This window comes from Nitrosopumilus cobalaminigenes, assembly GCF_013407145.1.
Classification (GTDB): Archaea; Thermoproteota; Nitrososphaeria; order Nitrososphaerales; family Nitrosopumilaceae; genus Nitrosopumilus; species Nitrosopumilus cobalaminigenes.
Map to the genome: position 1 here is coordinate 943900 of NZ_CP026993.1, position 20510 is coordinate 964409.

General features: G+C 34.0%; 24 protein-coding genes. 10 read left to right on the forward strand and 14 right to left on the reverse strand.

The window, feature by feature from the left end:
* Nucleotides 1-17: 17 nt before the first annotated feature.
* On the reverse strand, nucleotides 18-1652 hold the full coding sequence (locus C5F47_RS09805; RefSeq protein WP_179360176.1) for a collagen-like protein: 1635 nt from the start codon (nucleotides 1650-1652) through the stop codon (nucleotides 18-20).
* A 125-nt stretch (nucleotides 1653-1777) separates the two neighbouring features.
* Between C5F47_RS09805 and C5F47_RS05870 the strand changes: the two genes are divergently transcribed.
* Nucleotides 1778-2911: a tetratricopeptide repeat protein gene (locus C5F47_RS05870; RefSeq protein WP_179360177.1), complete on the forward strand. Its 1134-nt coding sequence runs from the start codon at nucleotides 1778-1780 to the stop codon at nucleotides 2909-2911.
* Here the strand turns inward: C5F47_RS05870 and C5F47_RS05875 are convergent, their stop codons facing one another.
* Nucleotides 2912-3709 (reverse strand): sulfurtransferase, encoded by a 798-nt coding sequence (locus C5F47_RS05875; RefSeq protein WP_179360178.1) that lies wholly within the window; start codon nucleotides 3707-3709, stop codon nucleotides 2912-2914. It abuts the gene before it with no gap.
* Nucleotides 3706-5517 (reverse strand): nitrite/sulfite reductase, encoded by a 1812-nt coding sequence (locus C5F47_RS05880; RefSeq protein WP_179360179.1) that lies wholly within the window; start codon nucleotides 5515-5517, stop codon nucleotides 3706-3708. The genes C5F47_RS05875 and C5F47_RS05880 overlap by 4 nt, the downstream gene beginning before the upstream one ends.
* A 190-nt stretch (nucleotides 5518-5707) precedes the next feature.
* Here C5F47_RS05880 and C5F47_RS05885 point away from each other — a divergent pair, with 190 nt between their 5' ends.
* Nucleotides 5708-6526: a sulfide-dependent adenosine diphosphate thiazole synthase gene (locus C5F47_RS05885; protein ID WP_179360180.1), complete on the forward strand. Its 819-nt coding sequence runs from the start codon at nucleotides 5708-5710 to the stop codon at nucleotides 6524-6526.
* A gap of 23 nt (nucleotides 6527-6549) precedes the next feature.
* Nucleotides 6550-7323, forward strand: coding sequence for a DUF6775 family putative metallopeptidase (locus C5F47_RS05890; RefSeq protein WP_179360181.1), 774 nt, complete (start codon nucleotides 6550-6552; stop codon nucleotides 7321-7323).
* On the opposite strand, the gene C5F47_RS05895 is transcribed toward C5F47_RS05890, so the two are convergent.
* Genes C5F47_RS05895 through C5F47_RS05905 form a run of 3 tightly spaced genes read right to left on the reverse strand, consistent with a single transcriptional unit; the run spans nucleotide 7314 to nucleotide 9008 of the window.
* Nucleotides 7314-8216: a malate dehydrogenase gene (locus C5F47_RS05895; protein ID WP_179360182.1), complete on the reverse strand. Its 903-nt coding sequence runs from the start codon at nucleotides 8214-8216 to the stop codon at nucleotides 7314-7316. The two genes, C5F47_RS05890 and C5F47_RS05895, sit on opposite strands and share 10 nt — an antisense overlap.
* A gap of 16 nt (nucleotides 8217-8232) precedes the next feature.
* A complete protein-coding gene (locus tag C5F47_RS05900) occupies nucleotides 8233-8670 on the reverse strand; it encodes a universal stress protein (RefSeq protein ID WP_179360183.1) in 438 nt (145 codons plus the stop codon).
* A complete protein-coding gene (locus C5F47_RS05905) occupies nucleotides 8667-9008 on the reverse strand; it encodes a hypothetical protein (protein WP_179360184.1) in 342 nt (113 codons plus the stop codon). The genes C5F47_RS05900 and C5F47_RS05905 overlap by 4 nt, the downstream gene beginning before the upstream one ends.
* Before the next feature lie 110 nt (nucleotides 9009-9118).
* On the opposite strand from C5F47_RS05905, the gene C5F47_RS05910 reads away from it, so the two are divergent.
* Nucleotides 9119-9973, forward strand: a complete 855-nt coding sequence (locus C5F47_RS05910; RefSeq protein WP_179360185.1) for a CBS domain-containing protein — start codon at nucleotides 9119-9121, stop codon at nucleotides 9971-9973.
* 2 nt (nucleotides 9974-9975) lie between these two features.
* Here C5F47_RS05910 and C5F47_RS05915 read toward each other — a convergent pair whose 3' ends face one another.
* The gene (locus C5F47_RS05915) at nucleotides 9976-10404 is read right to left on the reverse strand and encodes a universal stress protein (RefSeq protein WP_179360186.1); all 429 of its coding nucleotides are present in this window, start codon (nucleotides 10402-10404) and stop codon (nucleotides 9976-9978) included.
* Entirely contained in the window at nucleotides 10401-10832 is a 432-nt protein-coding gene (locus C5F47_RS05920; protein WP_179360187.1) for a universal stress protein, read from the reverse strand. Before C5F47_RS05920 ends, C5F47_RS05915 begins: the two co-directional genes overlap by 4 nt.
* Before the next feature lie 111 nt (nucleotides 10833-10943).
* On the opposite strand from C5F47_RS05920, the gene C5F47_RS05925 reads away from it, so the two are divergent.
* From C5F47_RS05925 to C5F47_RS05935, 3 genes are all read left to right on the forward strand, one after another.
* Nucleotides 10944-11381: a CBS domain-containing protein gene (locus C5F47_RS05925; RefSeq protein WP_179360188.1), complete on the forward strand. Its 438-nt coding sequence runs from the start codon at nucleotides 10944-10946 to the stop codon at nucleotides 11379-11381.
* A gap of 48 nt (nucleotides 11382-11429) precedes the next feature.
* A complete protein-coding gene (gene trxB / locus C5F47_RS05930) occupies nucleotides 11430-12437 on the forward strand; it encodes a thioredoxin-disulfide reductase (protein ID WP_179360189.1) in 1008 nt (335 codons plus the stop codon).
* A gap of 244 nt (nucleotides 12438-12681) precedes the next feature.
* On the forward strand, nucleotides 12682-13158 hold the full coding sequence (locus C5F47_RS05935) for a hypothetical protein (protein WP_179360190.1): 477 nt from the start codon (nucleotides 12682-12684) through the stop codon (nucleotides 13156-13158).
* Here C5F47_RS05935 and C5F47_RS05940 read toward each other — a convergent pair whose 3' ends face one another.
* The 5 genes from C5F47_RS05940 to serB all read right to left on the reverse strand — a co-directional run bounded on the left by C5F47_RS05940 (nucleotide 13159) and on the right by serB (nucleotide 16188).
* Nucleotides 13159-14151 (reverse strand): cysteine synthase family protein, encoded by a 993-nt coding sequence (locus tag C5F47_RS05940; protein WP_179360191.1) that lies wholly within the window; start codon nucleotides 14149-14151, stop codon nucleotides 13159-13161.
* An 8-nt stretch (nucleotides 14152-14159) separates the two neighbouring features.
* Nucleotides 14160-14396: a sulfurtransferase TusA family protein gene (locus tag C5F47_RS05945; RefSeq protein ID WP_179360192.1), complete on the reverse strand. Its 237-nt coding sequence runs from the start codon at nucleotides 14394-14396 to the stop codon at nucleotides 14160-14162.
* An 83-nt stretch (nucleotides 14397-14479) separates the two neighbouring features.
* Complete coding sequence (locus C5F47_RS05950) at nucleotides 14480-14710, reverse strand: hypothetical protein (protein ID WP_179360193.1); 231 nt, start codon at nucleotides 14708-14710, stop codon at nucleotides 14480-14482.
* A gap of 67 nt (nucleotides 14711-14777) precedes the next feature.
* Complete coding sequence (cofE, locus tag C5F47_RS05955; RefSeq protein WP_179360194.1) at nucleotides 14778-15503, reverse strand: coenzyme F420-0:L-glutamate ligase; 726 nt, start codon at nucleotides 15501-15503, stop codon at nucleotides 14778-14780.
* Between the two features lie 34 nt (nucleotides 15504-15537).
* The gene (gene serB / locus C5F47_RS05960) at nucleotides 15538-16188 is read right to left on the reverse strand and encodes a phosphoserine phosphatase SerB (protein WP_179360195.1); all 651 of its coding nucleotides are present in this window, start codon (nucleotides 16186-16188) and stop codon (nucleotides 15538-15540) included.
* 103 nt (nucleotides 16189-16291) lie between these two features.
* Here serB and C5F47_RS05965 point away from each other — a divergent pair, with 103 nt between their 5' ends.
* The 3 genes from C5F47_RS05965 (at nucleotide 16292) to egtB (ending at nucleotide 19440) form a co-directional block, all read left to right on the forward strand.
* Complete coding sequence (locus C5F47_RS05965) at nucleotides 16292-16576, forward strand: hypothetical protein (protein ID WP_179360196.1); 285 nt, start codon at nucleotides 16292-16294, stop codon at nucleotides 16574-16576.
* A gap of 62 nt (nucleotides 16577-16638) precedes the next feature.
* Nucleotides 16639-18081 (forward strand): proline--tRNA ligase, encoded by a 1443-nt coding sequence (proS, locus tag C5F47_RS05970; RefSeq protein WP_179360197.1) that lies wholly within the window; start codon nucleotides 16639-16641, stop codon nucleotides 18079-18081.
* Nucleotides 18082-18129: 48 nt separating this feature from the next.
* Complete coding sequence (gene egtB / locus C5F47_RS05975) at nucleotides 18130-19440, forward strand: ergothioneine biosynthesis protein EgtB (protein WP_179360198.1); 1311 nt, start codon at nucleotides 18130-18132, stop codon at nucleotides 19438-19440.
* On the opposite strand, the gene egtD is transcribed toward egtB, so the two are convergent.
* On the reverse strand, nucleotides 19437-20456 hold the full coding sequence (egtD, locus tag C5F47_RS05980) for an L-histidine N(alpha)-methyltransferase (protein ID WP_179360199.1): 1020 nt from the start codon (nucleotides 20454-20456) through the stop codon (nucleotides 19437-19439). The genes egtB and egtD overlap by 4 nt on opposite strands.
* Nucleotides 20457-20510 lie beyond the last annotated feature (54 nt).

The following is a 20510-nucleotide window of genomic DNA, read 5'->3' on the forward strand; positions in this document are numbered from 1 at the left end:
TTAGAATTAAAAAATTATCAGTAAAGATAGCTCATTAATTTAATTTGTTCTTCAGTAGTGATAATGTCTTTGTTAGTTAAAATTTCTAACAAATCTTTGAAGATTGCTTTTTGTTCAGAAGACATTCCACCTGATGGACCTTTTTCTCCGGGAGGACCTGGCGGACCTCTTGGACCTGCAGGACCTACTGGACCTTGTCCTCCTACTGGACCTTGTTCGCCTATAGAACCTATTGGACCTGTTGGACCTCGTTCACCTTGTGGTCCTTGAATTCCTTGTGGACCTTGCGGACCTTTTTCTCCAGAAGGACCAGTGGTTCCACGTTCACCTTGAGAACCTTGTGGACCTTGCGGACCTTTTTCTCCGGGAGCACCTATTGGACCTGTTTGTCCCTTTTCTCCAATTGGACCTACAGAACCTTTTTCTCCTTTTTCACCTTGTGGACCTGGAACACCAGTTAATCCTTTAGAACCAGCAGGACCTTGCGGACCTTGCGGACCTTTTTCTCCAATTGGACCTTCAGTACCTTTGTTTCCTTTTTCTCCAATTGGACCAGGTGGACCTATCGGACCTTTGTCACCAGCTGGTCCGTTTGGACCAGTTAATCCTTTATCACCATGTGGACCAGGTGGACCTATCGGACCTTTGTCACCAGCTGGTCCGTTTGGACCTTTGTCACCAATTGGACCAGGACCACCTTGAATTCCTTTTTCTCCTTGAACCCCAGATAATCCGGTTGGACCTTTTTCTCCAGGAGGTCCAGACGGACCAGTTAATCCTTTATCGCCAGAAACACCTTGTGGACCTTTGTCACCTTTTTCTCCAGGGACACCTCTTAACCCAGCTCCACCTTTATCACCAACAGGACCTGTTGGACCTTTTTCTCCTTTGTCACCAAGAGGACCTTTTAATCCAGATAATCCTTTATCACCAATGGGGCCAGTAGGACCTTTTTCTCCTTTGTCACCAGGAGGACCAGTAATTCCTTTATCGCCTTTATCGCCTTTATCGCCTGTAATTCCTTTATCACCAGTTAATCCTCTATCTCCAGAAATTCCTTTATCACCTTGAGGACCTTTGTCACCAGTAGCTCCTTTGTCACCAGCTGGTCCCTTTGGACCTTCAGGGCCTTTAATTCCGACAGGACCTTGTTGACCAGGAGGACCTATCGGACCTTTGTCACCAGCTGGTCCGGCTGGACCAGTAGGACCTTTGTCACCAGGAGCTCCGGCTGGACCAGGAGAGCTAGCAACAGATGTTTTTTGAGAACGTTTAGGTTTTGGAACATCTTTTGTTTGAGAAACAGATTCAGTTTTTGTTTCAGTTTTAACTTCAGATTGTGATGCAGTTCTTGCTAATGGAACATCAAACACAGTATGTAATGATGAAAAGAGATCAGTTACAACAATCCAAACTTTGTCAAGATTTGCAATAGTTGCAGGAAGAGGATTTGCAGGAGAACCTATGGTCTCTGAAAACATGCCATCTTTAACTCTAAGATGGAAATTACCTCTCCATAAAGAAGAAAATTGTTTTGTTCTAATATCATCATCAGTGGGTTTACTGTCAGTAATTGCAATTTGAGCTTCATATACACCAGATTGTTTGAAAGGTGCCTGTCCTTGAATCTCTAATCGTGGCTGAGATGACACAACCGTTTGTGTATATTTCAAGTATTTCTGTATTTAGATCGCTTGAACCTAATTCAATTCAGGTACGAACAGCAGCAGGCTCGATTAAGGTTGGTATTTATCTAGATAAAACACCATAATGAGCTGTGAAAAAACCATTTGGTAGAAAATCAAAGGAAGAAAAGAAATCACTAGACGAATCAAAACCAGAGGAAATAATCCCCAAAGAGAGAAGTTTAGTGGATATAGACTATAATCGTAAAAAATTATTCAAAAAAGGCGTCAATTTGATGGCAGATGAGAAATTAGAAGACGCCATTGAAATGTTTGAGCAAGCACTAAGAATCGACCCAGATAATGTAGAAACTTTGATGAAAATAGGGTATGCAAGATTTCATCTAGACGAACATGCAGAAGCATTGAAAGTATATGACAAAGTTTTAGAAATTGATATTACAAATCCAGAAGCTTGGAATCTTAAAGGATTAGTACATTATGAACAAAAAAATTATGCTAAAGCACTTGATTCAGTTCAAAAAGCAATTGAATCAGACCCAACATATGGCATGGCACAATACAATCAAGCTTGTTTCTTGTCATTGTTAAATCAAGTTCCTGAAGCTTTAGAAGCACTCAAACGTTCAATTGAACTGGATGTCAAAAATGCCAGAAGATCAATTAGAGATAAAGACTTCATGAATGTAAGAATTGAAGAAGGATTCAAAAGAATTGAAGAAGTAGTAGTTTTAGAATCAATTAAACAAGGATACCACACTTTAGGTGCAATTGTTTGGACAACGTTTCTAGATAAAGTCGATGCAGAAACTGCATTGAGAAAATTATTAGAGAAAGGATTAATCGTACAAAATGAAAAACGAGATGGTCTAAGTAAAATTCCAATATATGATCTTGCAGACAATATTGCAGAAAAACTTGGAAAAGAAAAGAAAGGTTTGTTTGGAATTACCAAAAAAACATTACCAAAACCAGTAAAGAATTTGAAACAACTAAGCCAAGCAATTCAATCAGCTAGAGAAGCAATTGAAGAAAAAGATGTTGATAAAACCATTGAAATCTTTGATGAGTTCATAGACCCAACAAAATCAGGAGAACAGATGATAGAGAACTTCTTTGAAGAACATAGAGAAATAAGATTATGGAAAATTAGACTAAAAGATAGAGGAGTAGACTATCTAATTGATAACAAAGAAAAAATGATTGTTCTCTTTGACAACATTGAAGGAACAGTAACAAAAAAACTTAGAAGCGAAATTTCTTAATTATTCAGCAGACAAATCCCAGTAATTGGCATCTTCTTGTTTTTCAGTAGGTTTTTCAAGATTTTTCCATTCCTTGAATGAACGAACATACAATTTTGCGTTTGGTAATCCAGTTGATTTTAGAGCATAATATGCCAATCCAGAGAGAGTACCCACACTTCCACAATAGGTAATGATTTCAGAATTACCAGTCACGCCTCGATTTTCCAATAATCTCTTCATATCTTCTTTTGAGCGCAATATTTTGTCATTTGAGGCCAATGTTCGATAAGGCAAACTGATGGCACCAGGAATATGTTGTTCAAGGAAATTGAGACGTTCTCGATTATCAATTAAAATTACATCATCTCTAGATTTTGCAGTTTCTAAATAATCCGAAGTTGCTAAAATATCAGATTGTAAATTCATAGAATGTTCTTTTGCTTGAATGTCGGGAGTTTCAGAATCATTTTCCAACCCAAGGGATTTCCAATTACCGTATGTAGTTTCAAGTAAAGTTACATCAGAATGACCAAGGTATTCCAGAGTCCATGCCACTCTTGATGCCAATGCACCAAATGTATCATCATAAACAACTACGGGGGTTTCATCATCAATCCCCATAGAGTTTACTAGTTTCAAAACTCTCTCTGGACTATCATCAGATAATAGATTAGCAAGGGGCAAATTTACAGCAGACGGAATATGATCTTGTTTGTAATCTGCCTCTCGTCTAACATCAATTACTCGAACACTTTTGTCTCTTATTTCTGAGCGTAAAGAGTCTACATCAGTTGTGACATTACTTGAATCTGTCAAGCAGCACATTCACCTTTTCCAGTCTTTGTATGGTAACTAGAATCACTTCCATAGTCCAAGTAAAAGTCAGGATCTTCTTCAATTGTTGGCGGAACAATTAACGGCTCCAATATTTTTTTAATCTCAGCAATAGATTTGATGGCAGAATCTTCATTTCCATTAACAACTCTATGAATCCATGTTTTCAAAGTATCATCAGATTTTTTATGTTCTTTGAAAATTTCAATTACTTTTAGAATTACAGGAATTACTCGCTTTGCGGGGACTCTAAGAAGTGTTTGACCAAGCATAGTGTCTCCATCAGAGCGTCCACCAATAGACATTTGATAATTAGCATACATGTCTTTTCCAACACGACCACCACCACCAAAGAATCCAAGAGTTGCAATACCATGTTGTCCACAAGAGTTTGGACATCCACTAATTTTGATGGTAGAATCACTGAGATCATCATCTTCATCTAGTTTTAATTCGAGGAATTTTCTTTGGATTTCTTTTGCCAACCTATGAGAATTGGTTAGTGCAAGATTACACGAAGTAGTTCCAGAACAGCCTATCGGAGCAGTCATTGTTAAAGCGCCAGATTTTGCCAATCCCACTTCAAGAAGCTTGGAATATAGGCGTGGTAAATCATCTTCATGGACATATCGTAAAGCAATATCTTGAGTAAAACCAGCTCTGCCTTTACCTTCCGAAGAAAAGTTACGAATAATATCAGCTAATGCATGAAGTTGACTAGCAGTAATATCACCAGCTTCAAGAGTAAGAAATACAGAACGATAATTAGATTGAGTTTGTTTTACAGTATTTGTTTTTAGCCATCTAGCATATCCATCAGGAGTTGTATCTCCTCCATTTTCATCAGAAATTCTAATTGGTCGTTTAATTTTATTTGGAGTATGATCAACATCTAATTGTGTAATCACGGATTGTGTAGCTCTAACAATAGCTCTTTCTTTCAAAACAAGGTTTTGGAATTTTTCCCAACCCATATCATTTACAAGATATCGCATTCTGTTTCTTGCAAGGTTTTTTCTATCACCTAGTCTATCAAATATTCTCACAACAGCAATAGAGGTGTAAAGTAAATCTTCTTCAGGAGTAAAGTCTTCTAATGAATGTCCTACAAAAGATTTGTTTCCTAATCCACCACCGAGGAAAATTTTGAATCCTCTTTGAGGAGTACCATCAACTTCTCTAATATGAGGAATTAATCCCACATCAACCATTCTTACCATCCCATGTTTTTCACAACAAGTGAAATTGAATTTAAATTTTCTAGGCAAGTTTTGAGCCATAGGGTTTCTCAAAAAGAATTTTGCAGTTGCAAGAGCATAAGGAGTTGCATCGAATTCTTCATCAGGGCAAACTCCAGATAGAGGACTACACATTACATTTCTAACAGAATTACCACATGCTTCTCTAGATGTCAAACCAACTTCAGCAAGACCTCGGAATATTTCAGAAACATCCTCAAGAATTACCCAGTGAAGTTGAATATTTTCCCTAGTAGAGAAATGAGCACTTCCTATAGAGTACTGTTCACTAAGTTGGGATATTTTTTCAATTTGATCAGGGTAAATTTCTCCAGCAGGAAGTTTAACTCTCACCATTGCATAATCACCAGTCATTCTAGTACCATATGCTCCATGTTGCAGTCTAAATCGTCTAAAACTATCTTCGTCATACTTTCCCTGACGGAATAATTTCACAGTTTTAGCAAAATTATCAGCCTCCTCAATTCTAGCCCAATTTATTTTGGATTTTACAGAATCAGGAGAGGTTTGTTTAAGATCAGATATGGTCAATACAAAGAAATTCCATTTAGTTTGGATATAAATTTTTGATATTTGGAGTTTTTAGGAGAAATATTTTCCTCAAAGTACAAAATTTTCCTATATCTATGAAGAACTAGGAACCAAAAATAATTAGCATCACCTAATTTTTTGAAAAAAATATGTGGCAAAGTATTAATTGTTAACAGAATTCATGATTTTCATGCAAGAAGCAACTGTTGCAGAAAAAACAGAGAAAATTTTTACCGATGTACGTGAAGTTGAAATCACACGTGCAATTGCAAATGAATTTCATGATGTATTAATTGACAGAGCAGAATCAGATGTCATCATTATTGGTGCAGGTCCTGCAGGATTAACAGCTAGTAGAGAACTATCCAACATGGGTTACAAAGTTTTGGTAATTGAACAAAACAACTACCTTGGAGGAGGTTATTGGTTAGGAGGATACATGATGAATCCAGTTACAGTTAGAGAACCAGCCCAAAAAATTTGGGATGAATTGGGAGTTCCGTATAAAAAAGTTCAAGAGGGATTATACATGACACCAGGACCACATGCAGTTTCAAAATTAATCGCAGGTGCATGTGATGCAGGAGTGAAATTTTTACAATTAACAAAGTTTGATGATTTAGTACTAAAAGGCGGAAGAGTTGCAGGAATTGTTGTAAACTGGATGCCAGTTTCAGCATTACCACGAAACATTACATGTGTAGATCCAGTTGCTTTTGAAGCTAAAGTGATCATTGATGCATCAGGTCATGATTCTGTTGCAGTAAAAAGACTAGTAGATAGAGGATTAGCAGAATGGAAAGGTATGGAACCAATGTATGTTAATGATGGAGAAGAACACGTTGTACACAAGACAGGTGAGATTTATCCAGGATTAATTGCAGCAGGAATGTCAGTCACTGAAACTCATGGATTAGCAAGAATGGGACCAACATTTGGTTCTATGTTATACTCTGGAAAGAAAGCAGCACAAATTGCAGCAGATAAAATCAAAGAGTTAGAAAGATAAACAAACAATACATTTCACACATAGTGAAAATATCTAAAATTATTCTATATGATGAACCCACAGTTCCTGAAATTCAATTAAAGCGACTAGAGAAATACATTTCAGATACATTTTCAGTTAAAACAGAGACAAGAAGTAATTTCTTTCAGAATTCAAATCAAAACATGTATGAAAAAATTGCAGGCACCAGGATTTTTGATTTAAAAAAACCGTTTAAAACACATGTGCCATCAACAGATGAAATTCAAATTGAAACACAGAACTTAGACATGTCAAACAAAAAAGAGATGACTTTGTATGACGGATTTGAATTTCAAAAAATAACTTCAGAGTTTATTTCAACAGATGAAAACAATCAGAATACACTACATGTAATTTTTACAAACAAATTGACATGTACATTTGATGAAAATGATTTCAGATATCATGCAAGAGCATTGATTGGTTCAAATCCTACAATAATATCCACCACAGGCATAATAGAAGCACCTGCAAAACCAAAACAGTACTATCTTGATCTGATGACAGATTTTACCAAAGAAAAAATTGACGAAATCAAAGAAAAATACAAGGGAGAATTTTTAGAATATAATGATTCAAGAACATCTGAAATTATAGAAGGATATGTTTTACAAGCCATCATGTATTATGAAACAGGAGAGGGATTTTGTGAAAACAAAGAATGCCGACTATACAATGCCCATTGGCAAAAAGATCTTTTCTACTCACAATTAGAAAACAAAAAACTTTGTAGCAAACATCAAGAAGAATTCAAAAAGTTAACAAATCAAGTATGAATGGATTGAATATCATTACGAATCTTTACAGAAGATTTTTTCAGAGAAGATGATTCAGTGTCATCAAGTTTTATTTTTTGAATTTCAGATATACCATTTTGATTAATTTTTACAGGTACGCCCATGGCAACATCACTTTCGCCATATTCACCTTGAAGAACTACAGACGCAGGGATGATGATTTCTTTTTTGTGTACAATAGAATCAATGACATCAAAGGTATTTTTAGCAATACCAAATTGAGATCTACTCTTAAAATTCCTCAATTTTTTCCAATAATTTCGAACACCGTCAGTGATTGTATCTCTATTATCAATCATAGAAAAAAGAGGATTGCCCCCTACAGTAACTCTAGAAAACACAGGAACCATAGAATCACCATGTTCCCCTAAAACAATAGCATTAGAAATTGAAGATTGTGGAACTGATAGAGTTTCAGATATGAGATAACGGAATCTACTTGTATCAAGGCTAGATGCAATTCCAATGACTTTGAATCTAGGAATAGTGGATTCTTTTTGAAAAAAATAAGTCAAAACATCAAGAGGGTTAGAAACTATCAAAACAACTGCAGAAGGACAATACTGTTTGATTTTTTGTGCAATTTCTTTTATCATCCTCACCTGAAGTACAATATTTTCAGTTCTATCTTTCATGTAAACACCAACACTTGCAGTAATCACAACAATATCAGAACCAGATATTTGTGAATAATCATCAGTTCCTCGAATAGTAAATTTAGAGTTTTCAGGAATTGCACTTGCAACATCTAATGCCTCACCAATTGCTTTTCTTTTATCACGGTTAACAAGTAAAACATCATCTAATCCATTAGACACACAAAGAAATCCTATAGACGTACCAACACGACCACTACCAACAATTGAAATCAACTATTACACATCCTAATTATTTTACAATCAATACAGGGCATCTAGTTTTTTGAGAAACACCATTTGCGACACTACCTAAAAGTAATTTATCAAAGCCAGTTCTACCATGAGAGCCAATAACTATCAAATCGTATTTTCTAGATTTTGCAAAATTTACAATATCATTAACGACAGATTTTGATGTCAGTATTTGTGATTTTACAGAAACATTGTTTTTTTCTGCCAATGATTCTAATTTTTCAAGATGTTTTTTTGAAACTTCTTTCTGTTTTTTAATAAGTTCAGAATCAGCTCTTGCATCATAATACTTGTGATGCCATGCATCACCTTCAAGGCAAGTAAGTAGGGTTATTTTTGAATCACGACACTTTGCAATATCTAATGCAATTTTGAAGGCTCTGGTGGATTGAGTGGAAAGATCAAATGGAACAAGAATATTTTGAAACAATCTCAATACTCCCTTTTTCGAATACTTTCTCTTTGTCGATTATTATCATGTTTAGATAATTCGCCCTCTAATTTTCTACACAAATCATCAGCAATTTTTAGTATATCCCATCCAGATTCAGTATAAACAAGTTGATTTTGAGAGGTTGTAACAGTGGCAGTGGCATCATAATGAGTTCTAGAACCTTCTGGGTTTTGAGTCTCTACGGAAATTTTGGCCTCTATTATGTGAGACAAAACTTGTTGGACTTTATCTAAAGAACTACCAAATTTTGATGAAAGAGTTTCATTTGCAGGGTCATCTTTAGGCAAACCAATTACAAACAAAGGGATTTTTTCAGTCATATTCAAACAAATCAATCAAAACTAAATAAGTTTCTAGTAATTACCAATCATGATTTTCAGAAATGATTTTGTTGAAAGACATTTATCAAAATGTTAGATAGAATATCTTTATGGATGTAAAAAATTTAACATTAACAGAGTTTATTACAAAACCCATCACAGTTGGTCCCAACACATCATTAATGAAAACAAGAGAATCAATATTAAAAAATAAAGTAAAACGAGTTATAATCGTAGACAAGAAAAAACCTATCGGAATAATAACTGAAAAAGATCTAGCAAAAAAAATTTATGAATTAGGAACAAAGCCAATAACATCTGTAAAAGCAAAGGATTTCAAACCAAGAAAATTATTTGTCTTAACAAAAGAGAACAATGTAAAAGAATGTGCAAAATTGATGAAAAAACATAGAATTAGTGTAGTAATCATTCTAAATAAAGACAAAACCCTAAAAGGAATTGTAACAAAAACAAATCTTGTAAAGGCATTCCTTACAAAAGGTTCAGATGCAAGAAAAGTTTCAGAAATAATGAAATCAAAGATAATCACATCTGCTCCAAGTGATCCAATATTACATGTTGAAAGTTTGCTGTTAAAATATGGGATTTCGAGAATCATAATCAAACGAAATCAAAAGCCAGTAGGCATCATAACATTTAGAGATTTTGTGCCTGCAAAAATCCCACAATGGATTGCAGAATCAGCTGATCCTAAAGAAGTTCAAGAATACAAATTCAAAAAAGGATTAGAAGAAAAGCATTCAAATCAAATGAGTTATCTTTTCCCATTTCATGCAACAGACATTATGGCAACAAATCCAATTACAGTTGAGGCAGATAAAGATGTTAAATTTGCCATTACAAAAATGATCAAGTATGACATTAGTGGATTACCAGTAGTTAAAAATGGAAAATTAGTGGGAATTATTACAAAATCAGATATAGTAAACACATTAGCAAATTAATTTTATTTTACAATTAGAACAGAACATGTACAGGATTGTGAAATTTTATTTGAAACACTACCCAACAACAACCTAGCTACTGACCCAAGACCTTTGTTGCCAACAATAACAAGATCACATTTTTCTTTTTTTACAACTTTTTCGATTTCATTGAAGATATTTCCTTCCTTTAGCAATAGTTTTGCAGAAATTCCATTTTTTGATAGGATAATATTTGCTTTCTCTAAAGTTTTATTTCCAAACTTTCTTAGAATTTCAAGGTACTCCTTATGATCTAGTAAATTTATTGGGATTGATTTCTCTACAACATAAATCAAAATTATTTTAGAATCAAACACTTGTGCAAGTTCAGATGCACGTGTTAATGCTTTTTCAGAATATGGGGAACCATCAACAGGGACAAGAATTTTCTGAAAATTATTCCGAGTCATTTTACAACCAAAACAGGTTTTTTTGATTTATGTAAAACATGATTTGATACACTTCCTAAGAAAAGCTCTTTTGCAGAACCTCTACCACGGGCACCAATAACTACCAAATCAATTTTATTTTTTGAATTATTTGCAAATCGTGCAATATCATATCCAGGATCTCCTGCAATAGCTTTTCCTGTTAGCATAATTCCTTTTTTTGCGGCTCGTAGCTTAGCATCTCCAAGTAATTTTTTTACTTCCTTCATAGAGTTAAAATCTAAAAATCCAAGAGGATGAATTGCATATATTCCAGGCACGGATTTTACAGCCAAAGCAGTTATGGTTCCTTGAGATTGCCTAGCTAGATGGATTGCCATATCCAACCCACGTAAGGAATTTTTGGATCCATCAAGAGGGACAAGAATTTTCTTGGTTTTAATTGCCATATACTAATGAAATGCAAATCATAGTTTAAACACTTATGTGATTATCTTTATTGATTTTCAATCTTGGGAATTTAGAAATTATATCATATAATTGAAAGTAAACGTAGAGGTATGAATAGTACATTTGTAAATGAAGTAATGAGTAAAGATGTACTAACGTTAGACAAATCAACATCACTACAAGAAGCTGCAGAAAATATGAAAAAATTAAGGGTTGGATGCGTCATTGTAACAGAAGAGAACAATCCAATAGGGATTATTACAGAGAGGGATTTTGTAACAAAAATTGCAGCAGAAGGAAGGCCCCTTTTTACAGAAATTAAAGAAGTAATGTCCACACCTTTGATTACAGTAGATGCAGAAGACACGATCTGGGAAGCATCGGAGTTAATGAAGGAGAAGTTAATCCACAAACTTCCAGTAAAGGAAGATGGCAACATTACAGGAATCATCACTACTTCAGACATTGTAAGAATTTCCAGTGTTGGATCAGATTCAGAAATGCGTAGAATATGTGATCAAATTCTTTTGAGAATGGAAAAAGAGTAATCAATAAGGATATTCACTTAAATTATTGAAACTAAGACCAGAAGCATCATGATGGCTGGAGATACAGCAGGGGAAGCAGTTCTTGAATCACGAGACAGTGAACCAAAAATTCCAGATAAAAGTAAAACAAAATACGATGTAATAATTATTGGTGCAGGACCATCAGGATATACGGCAGGGATTTATTGTTCAAGGGCAGGTTATGACACTCTAATATTATCAGGACTTTTGCCTGGAGGACAACTAGTAAACACTACAGAAGTCGAAAATTATCCAGGATTTGAAAATGGCATAATGGGTCCAGATTTGATGATTGATATGAGAAAACAATCTCAAAGGATGGGAACAACCATTGTTGATGACGTAGTAGTAGATGTAGATTTTAGACGTAAACCATTCAAAGTTTTAACAGCTTCTGAAGAATATGAAGGACGTGCAGTAATTATTGCAACAGGTGCAAATCCAAGAAAACTAGGTGTTGAAGGCGAGGAAACATTCAGTGGAAAAGGAGTATCTTATTGTGCAACATGTGATGGACCGTTCTTTAGAAATCAAGAAATAGTTGTAGTTGGAGGAGGAGATTCAGCAATTGAAGAGGCAACATTTCTTACCAAATTTGCAACAAATGTACATCTGATTCACAGACGAGCAGAGTTACGAGCAAGTAAAATTATGCAAGAAAGAGCATTTAACAATGAAAAAATAAAATTCCATTTTGATTCTGCAGTTACAAAAATTACAGGAGATCAAAAAATACAACAAGCAGTTTTAAAAAACCTAAAAACAAATGAAGAGACCATACTTGATGCAGGAGGATTGTTTGTTGCTATCGGACATGAGCCAAATACTCAACTTTTCAAAGGTCAAATTGATTTAGATGATGAAGGATATGTTGTTTTAAAAAATAAAACACATACAAACATCGAAGGTGTTTTTGCAGCAGGAGATGTACATGATAGAAGTTACAGACAAGCAATTACAGCAGCAGGATTTGGATGTATGTCAGCAATTGATGTGGACAAATATCTCACAGAAAATGCAGACACTCAACAATGAAGAATGCTCAATGCAAGAAATGCTTGAATAATTTTTATGAAAAGGAAATCTACACAATTCAACAATTTCAATATAGAAAAGAGCCGCCTTACAAGTGGTCAGTAGAATATTTTAAAAAATTAGGAATTACAGAATGGGATTCATTCTGTGAAAAGTGCATATCGGACCATTCAAAAGTATCAGAGAGAGAATGGAAAGATTTGAAAATCTAAACTCTTTATTGTGAGAAAAAACACTGAGAATAATGAGCCAAGATCCAGAAAATCTAAAAAAATCAGCTAAAGAGCATAGTGACAAGCTGGCAAAATTAGGAATGGAATTAGGAGAAATTCAGTTCAGTTACAGAATCGAAGAAAAAGTAACCAAAGAATACTGGCAAAAGAGAATGGATGATTTGAAAAAATATAATGAAAAAGGCTTAGAATATTACAATCAAGTACATGCCATGATGAATTTAGTTAACAAAGAAGAAGCACAAATGTTTCTTTTACGAGTAAGTAAATTCAGACAGTTAAGCAATACATTGTCTGAAACAATGGAGAAAATCAAAGATAATCCCTCAATTATAGATTCAAAAGATAAACAACAAAGTCAATGGAGTAAAGAAATTAAAAATCAAATTACAGAGCAAAGTAACCAATGTTTACGACATGAAATGGATATGAATGGATCATTTAGAGAATTTTATGACAAACATTTGAAAAAAATTCTTGAGCAATAATCAGTAAGCTAACTCTGACATGTATTTTGCATCTTTTAGGGAATTATCAAATTCTTCTTCAGACATTACATTTTGAGATGCATATACACTCTTGAATTTTCGTCCATCGTCAGCAAAAATTCCTACTACACATGCATTACCATCAATAGGATATTTTTTCATACATGCATACACAGCTGCAGATGAAGGACTGATTAGTAATTTGTCTTTTGCATAGACTTCTTTTACAACTGAAAATGCCTCGTCATTATCAGCAGAAACCCAATCATCTACTACGTTTTCTCGCTTTAAGAATAAATCAGGTTTTGCAGATTCTTCAAAATTTCTCCAACCTTGAATCAGATGATTTTGTTGCGGTTGACAACCAATAATTTTAACATCAGGATTTTTTTCTTTAAGAAAAGATCCAATGCCAGTTATAGTTCCACCAGTACCAACCCCAGTAAAGAAATGAGTAACTTTACCCTCAGTTTGTTTCCAAATCTCAGGTCCTGTTCCAACATAATGCCCTTTGAAATTTGCTTCATTAGCATATTGGTTAGGAGAATAATATGTGTCAGGTCTCGATGATGCAATTGAAGTAGCAAGTGCAATACTTTGATCAGTTCCAGCACCAACCTTGGGACATAAGTCATCACTAGTCTCAAACACTTTTGCTCCCAATTTTCTGATGATATCTTTAGTTTCATTACTTGCTTTTTCTGGAATAACAATCTCAACTTTGTAACCAAGTACATTTGCAATTCCAGTTAATGCAATTCCAGTATTACCAGAAGTAGGTTCAATGATTATGCTTTTGCCTTTTGTTAAAATTCCTCTTTCTTCACCATCTTTAATCATCCAATATGCAGCCCTATCTTTTACAGACCCAAATGGATTATGGCCTTCTAATTTTACAAAATATTCTATATTATCATGAGATAGAGAATCCAAATGTACTAGAGGAGTGTTACCCACACGATTCAAAACATCTGTATCAGTAACAGTAGTCATGTTTTTGATTATTTCACCTTTTTAATTTTGAATGTAATGGTCTCGCCATCTTTTGACATATCTAATAATTCGTGACCATTTCTTGTCACCCATCTAGAAATATCATCTTCAGCTGCAGGATCATCAGCAGATACAATTATGATTTCTCCAACTTGCATTCTTTCAATTTCAATTTTTGTTCTAAATACAGGCTCTGGACAAAATAATCCAGTTGCATCTAATTTTTTTTCAGGAGATTCAGACATTGTAACTATTTCCTAAAGTCGGATTTGTCATATTAAAAGCTATTTGAGTTTTAGAAAGATGGAACTGAAAAGAAGGAGTGTTTTCACAGTTCATCAGAAAGGCGTTTAATGTGAGAGGTACTATTTGCAAATGCTGCATCAATTGAGCGTTGCATTTCATCCTCATATTCCTTCATCTCATCTTGATTTCTTTTGAGTATAGTTAATTCTTCAATAGTAGGTAATTCTTTGAAATTGACGTATTGTGAATGAGTCATGTAACAAGTGTAAGATTCGTCTTCATCAAAAAACTTGTACATTACTTTAAAAACCATAGAAAATTTTTTGCAAGAGTTAGAATATAACATTAACTCATAATTTCATAAAGAGGCCACTAGGATTTTATCTGAAAAGATCTTCAGATTCAGGACGAATTAGTTCAGTGATTGAACTTCCCTTATCATCAAAAGAATAACCACGAATTATTGCTACAGGGCATTTCAAAGACTTGCCCATAACTAATTCAGAAGCAGATGAAAGCTCATCAGCAATAGCAATTGCAGTTACACGCAATATTCTATTAAAAGAATCAAGAGTTCCTTCATAATCCAAAATAGGATTTAATCCAGAGACACCAATTGCATGATTGGTTTGCCCCATCCTAAATGGACGTCCAAAAGTATCAGAAATAATCACTGCGACATTTTTGTTTGACTGTTCTAAGATTTTCTTTCTAATTCTCTGCGCAGAGGCATCAGAATTGACAGGTAACAAAGTTGCATAGCCTTCTTCTATATTACTTTCATCTATACCGGCATTGGCACAAATGAAACCATGATTTGTTTCAACTATCAGAATACCATTATTCATACGTACAATTCGTTTTGATTCAGATAAGATCAATTCAGTAATTTTAGGATCTTTATTGTATTGAGAACCAATGCCTTCAGCCAATAAAGAAGGAGTCACAGTAGATAGATCAACTAATCGCCCTTCTTGTTTAGAGATTATTTTTTGAGCAACAACTACAATGTCGCCATCTTGTAATTTTTCAGATTCTAAAATAATTTCAGAGATATCATCAGAGGGACTGATCTCTTTTTCAAAATGGATGGGAATTATTTGCAAGTATAATGTCTGAAATAATGTACTAAAAAATTGTTTATGCAGGAGTTGCAGCTTCTAACTCAAGTTTGTAATGTTTGTTGATAATATCTATGATTTTAGAAAGATCTTTTTCTTCCAAAGTTGTAGTTGCCAAATCTTTTACTAAATCTTGGGCACGATAAGCAATTCCCAGTCCACAAATATCAAATAATTTGATATCATTAGCACCATCTACCACACAAACAATATCTTCTTTTTTCTCACCCCATTCTTCAATTTTTACTCTAGCAGATTTTGATTTATCCGAATCAACATTTATTGTGACACCATCTAATTTCCCATCCTTGAAAATCAGATCATTAGAATAAACATAATCTAAATCCAATTCTTTTTGCAACCTATGCATCATCAAAGTAAATCCACCAGATACAGCCATAAGTTTCCATCCGGCAGCCTTTAATGCCCTACATGCTTCTTTTGCACCAGTCATAATTGGTAATGCATCAGAAACTTCTTGACATGTTTTTTGATCAAGGCCCTTTAGTGCTGCAACTCTAGTTCGCAATCCTTCTTCCCAGTTAATTTTTCCTTGAATTCCCTGTTTGGTAATTTCCCAAATTTCATCTTGTTTGTTGAGTTTTTCTGCAAGAATTGGAAGATACTCTTCATCATACAAAACACCTTCAACATCAAAAATCACTAACAATGGTTTTCTGATTTGGAAAAAAATCGCTAATTATATTAAAGTTTAAACTGTTTTTAGATCTAAAAAACGCTAGTAATAAATCACCGAATGTTTTCTAAATGATATGGCTGAATTAGACCGCAAATATGAAGTAGAAATTCTAGAAAGAGAAGGCAGACAAAAACTCCCTGATCCTGTCAAAGAGGAATTAAAAGCATCAGGAATGATGGATGAAAAAGGAAAATTAAAACTAAAAGGAGTCAGCCCAAAAATGCTCAAAAGAATGAAACAAGAGTATGTTGAATGTCCAGTTCTAAAAGAAGATATTCACTTCATCCAGTGTTTTGTGTGTCCAAATTTCCAAAGTAGAGTAATGGGAAAAGTACTTTGTAAAGGCGAAAAACTATAATCATCTTAATTTAAAATTCTCACGAAAGGCTCATTAGTTAATTTAATTCAATGAATTCTAGTTTGGGAAAAGAAGACGTAGGAATCACAGTTTCAAAAAATGATGATTTTAGTGAATGGTATACTCAAGTAGTACTCAAGGCCAAATTAGCAGATTATGCACCTGTAAAAGGACTAATTGTCCTCAGACCAGATGGATATTCAATTTGGGAATCACTAAGAAGCACATTTGATAAGAAATTTGCTAAAAATGGAATCAGAAACGGATTCTTGCCAATATTGATTCCAGAATCACTACTGGGAAAAGAACAAAAACATTTTGCAGGATTTAATCCAGAAGTATTTTGGGTAACACATTCAGGAACTAATGAGATAGGGGACAGACTAGCATTAAGACCAACATCTGAGACATTAGCATATACACTATATTCAAAATGGATCCAAAGTTGGAGAGATTTACCATTAAAGATCAATTTTTGGAATACAGCTTTGAGAGCTGAAATTAAAGCAACAAAACCATTTCTTAGAACTTCAGAATTTTTGTGGCAAGAAGGTCACACAGTACATGTCACACAAGAAGAAGCAGAGAAAGAAGTAATGAAAATTTTAGATATTTACAAAAATACAGTAGAAGAAGAACTTGCAATCCCAGTAAGTACGGGAAAGAAAAGTGAGAAAGAAAAATTTGTTGGCGCAGTATATACAACAACCATGGAATCAATAATGCCAGACGGTAAAGCACTACAAATGGGCACATCACATTTCTTGGGACAAAATTTTTCAAAACCATTTGAAGTCAAATTTGCAGACAAAGATAACGTAGAACATTTTGCATGGCAAACATCATGGGGGGTGTCATGGAGATTAATTGGTGCAATGATAATGGCTCATGGAGATGATAAAGGATTAGTATTACCACCAAAAGTAGCTCCAATGCAAGTAGTAATTGTACCTATTTACAGAAATGACGAAGGTAAAAATGCTGTATTACCAAAAGTTGAAGAAATCAAAAATACACTAGAATCTAAAGATATCAGAGTACATGTAGATGAAAGAGAAGGATTATCTCCAGGATACAAATTCAACGATTGGGAAATGAAAGGTGTGCCATTAAGGATTGAGATTGGACCCAAAGACATTGAAAAAGAAAGCATAGTTGTTGCAAAACGTTACAATTTAGAGAAAATTAATTTGAATTTCAAAGAGATAGAAAAAATCCCCACAATATTAGAGGAAATTCAAGTTGAGATGTTAAAAAAAGCCAAAGCAGAAGCGAAAAATAACACATTAGATATTTCAGATTATTCAGAATTCAAATTAAAAATAGAGAAAGGAGGTTTCTTCAACTCTCCATGGTGTGGAAAATTAGAATGTGAAGATAAAATTAAAGAGGAAACAGGCGCTGAAATAAGAGTAATTCCATTTGGAAGTGAAGATACAAATCAAAAATGCATTTACTGTCAAGAACAAAGTGCATCAAGACCAATCTTTGCTAGAGGATATTAGAAAATAATACCCACAAATATAATAATAGAAAAAAATAATTTTTCAATATTGACATCAAATCCAGAACTTGATTCAAGAAATGCACTACTAGAGCAGTTTAAAGAAACACGTAGTAGAACATTGGAACTTGTTAAAACTTTGGAAAAAGATGATTTTGTTGTACAAACCGCATTTTTCATGAGTCCACCAAAATGGCACATAGGTCATGTAAGTTGGATTTATGAAGCAATAATGAGTAAAATTGATAAGAATTATGAATTTTATTCAAAAGAATTTTCAGAATATCTCAATTCATACTATCAACAGTTTGGAGTTCCACATGATAAAGGATTACGCGGAGTAGTATCAAGACCAACAACGGATCAAATTTTCCAGTACTTTAACACAATAAACCAGAGAGTGGAGAAATTTATTGGCTCTCAAACATTAAGTGAAGATGCCACAAAAATGATAGTGATGGGATTCCATCATGAATGTCAACATCAAGAGCTTTTAGTTTATGATTTACAACATTTACTTGCAGAGCAATATAGACCTGTAAAGAAAAATCAAATTCCAAAACCAATTAACATTGAAACTGAATCAAAACAAATCAGGGGAGGAATATACACAATGGGTAACAATGGCAAAGAATTTTGCTATGACATCGAATTACCAGAACACAAAGTTTTCTTAAATGATTACAAAATAGATGTATTTCCAATTACGAATAAGCAGTATCTAGAATTTATCGAAGCCGGAGGATATGAGACATACAAATATTGGTTATCAGATGGCTGGGAAAAAGTCAAATCAAACAAATGGAATTCCCCAATGTACTGGGAAAAAATTGACGGCATTTGGCATGTAAGGGATTTTGCAGGAATCAGAAAAATAAATCCAAATGAACCGGTATGTCATGTAAGTTACTACGAAGCAGATGCATATTGTAAGTGGGCAGGAAAAAGACTTCCAAATGAGGCAGAATGGGAAAAAGCAGCTTGTTGGAATGAAGAAAAACAAGAAAAAACAACATTCCCATGGGGAAATGAAAGACCCACATCAGACAAATGTAATTTGCTTGAATCATACAATTGGAGTTGTTCAGAAGTGGGATCTTATCCAGAAGGAGCAAGTCATTCAGGTTGTCAGCAAATGATTGGAGATGTTTGGGAATGGACCACATCAGAATTTACAGGCTATCCAGGGTTCAAGTCAGGATTTGATGAGTATAACGACAAGTGGTTTACCAATCAAAAAGTTTTACGAGGAGGGTCATTTGGGACTCCAAAAATGTCAATTAGAGGAAGTTATAGGAACTTCTTCAGATTAGATGAGCGATGGTTGTTTTCAGGATTTAGATGTGTAGAAGACGTCTAGATTTTAGTTACTAAACTAAGCGAAAAATGCTTTTTCTCATCAAGCCAAGTATGTTTTAATTCAAATCCAGCATCATCAAGAAGATCATGAATTTCAGATAAACGATATTTATGAGAATACTCAGTATGGATTAATTCATCTTTTTTTAGTTTTAATTCTAAATTAGATTTTGAAATTATTACCGATTGGTCATGGATTGATTTAAGATACATTTCAATTCGTTGATCTTTTTCATTGTAAATTGCATGATGTAAAAAATTATTTAGATCAAAATCAGCATCAAGTTCATCATTGATTCGAGACAATACATTGAGATTAAATTTGGCAGTGACTTTTTGTGAATCATCATATGCAGATTCAAGTATTTCTTTTTCTTTAACAAGATCAAGACCAATCAAAAATAAATCACCGGGTTTCATTGCCGAATAAACTTTTTCTAGGAATTTGTAACCATCGATTGGAGAAAAATTACCATAACTAGAACCTAGAAAAATTATCAAGTTTTTCTTTTTATCATATGTTTTAAGAAATTCCAAACCACCTTCATACGTATCAATAATTCCAGTAATAGTCAGATTATCATAATCACGAAGTAATTGTTCAGAGCTTTCAGCAAGAATTTCAGAGATATCAATTGGAAGATATTCTATGTTTTTTTGAGAGGTTAGAATATCTAACAATAATCGGGTTTTGACTGAAGAACCACTTCCCAACTCAACTAATCGAAAATCATCATCTAGAAAAGGAGGTAATTCATTTTTTAGTTGTTTTAGGATAGAAATCTCTGTTCTTGTCGGATAATATTCAGAGGTTGAGCAGATTTTCTCGAATAATTCAGAACCATTTTTGTCATAAAAGAATTTTGGAGAGATGAACTTGGAATTGCGATTCAAACTGGATGAAATCTCTTCTGCAAAAGTTTTCTCAATTTGCGTTGCATGGGGTTTGAAATACTGTAGATTAGAATCAACTACATATTTTTTGTAATCAAGATTTTTTTGGATAATATCGGTCAAGTATTAACCCGGCCATTATTTGACATAAATGCTTTATCCCAATTCTTTATGCGT

Coding starts and splice junctions, on each gene's coding strand:
- C5F47_RS05905 (WP_179360184.1), bottom strand. CDS start 9,008: ATGACTGAAAAAATCCCTTTGTTTGTAATTGGTTTGCCTAAAGATGAC.
- C5F47_RS05910 (WP_179360185.1), top strand. CDS start 9,119: ATGGATGTAAAAAATTTAACATTAACAGAGTTTATTACAAAACCCATC.
- C5F47_RS05965 (WP_179360196.1), top strand. CDS start 16,292: ATGGCTGAATTAGACCGCAAATATGAAGTAGAAATTCTAGAAAGAGAA.
- C5F47_RS05885 (WP_179360180.1), top strand. CDS start 5,708: ATGCAAGAAGCAACTGTTGCAGAAAAAACAGAGAAAATTTTTACCGAT.
- C5F47_RS05915 (WP_179360186.1), bottom strand. CDS start 10,404: ATGACTCGGAATAATTTTCAGAAAATTCTTGTCCCTGTTGATGGTTCC.
- C5F47_RS05950 (WP_179360193.1), bottom strand. CDS start 14,710: ATGGTTTTTAAAGTAATGTACAAGTTTTTTGATGAAGACGAATCTTAC.
- C5F47_RS05945 (WP_179360192.1), bottom strand. CDS start 14,396: ATGTCTGAATCTCCTGAAAAAAAATTAGATGCAACTGGATTATTTTGT.
- C5F47_RS05940 (WP_179360191.1), bottom strand. CDS start 14,151: ATGACTACTGTTACTGATACAGATGTTTTGAATCGTGTGGGTAACACT.
- trxB (WP_179360189.1), top strand. CDS start 11,430: ATGATGGCTGGAGATACAGCAGGGGAAGCAGTTCTTGAATCACGAGAC.
- C5F47_RS05925 (WP_179360188.1), top strand. CDS start 10,944: ATGAATAGTACATTTGTAAATGAAGTAATGAGTAAAGATGTACTAACG.
- C5F47_RS05935 (WP_179360190.1), top strand. CDS start 12,682: ATGAGCCAAGATCCAGAAAATCTAAAAAAATCAGCTAAAGAGCATAGT.
- C5F47_RS05920 (WP_179360187.1), bottom strand. CDS start 10,832: ATGGCAATTAAAACCAAGAAAATTCTTGTCCCTCTTGATGGATCCAAA.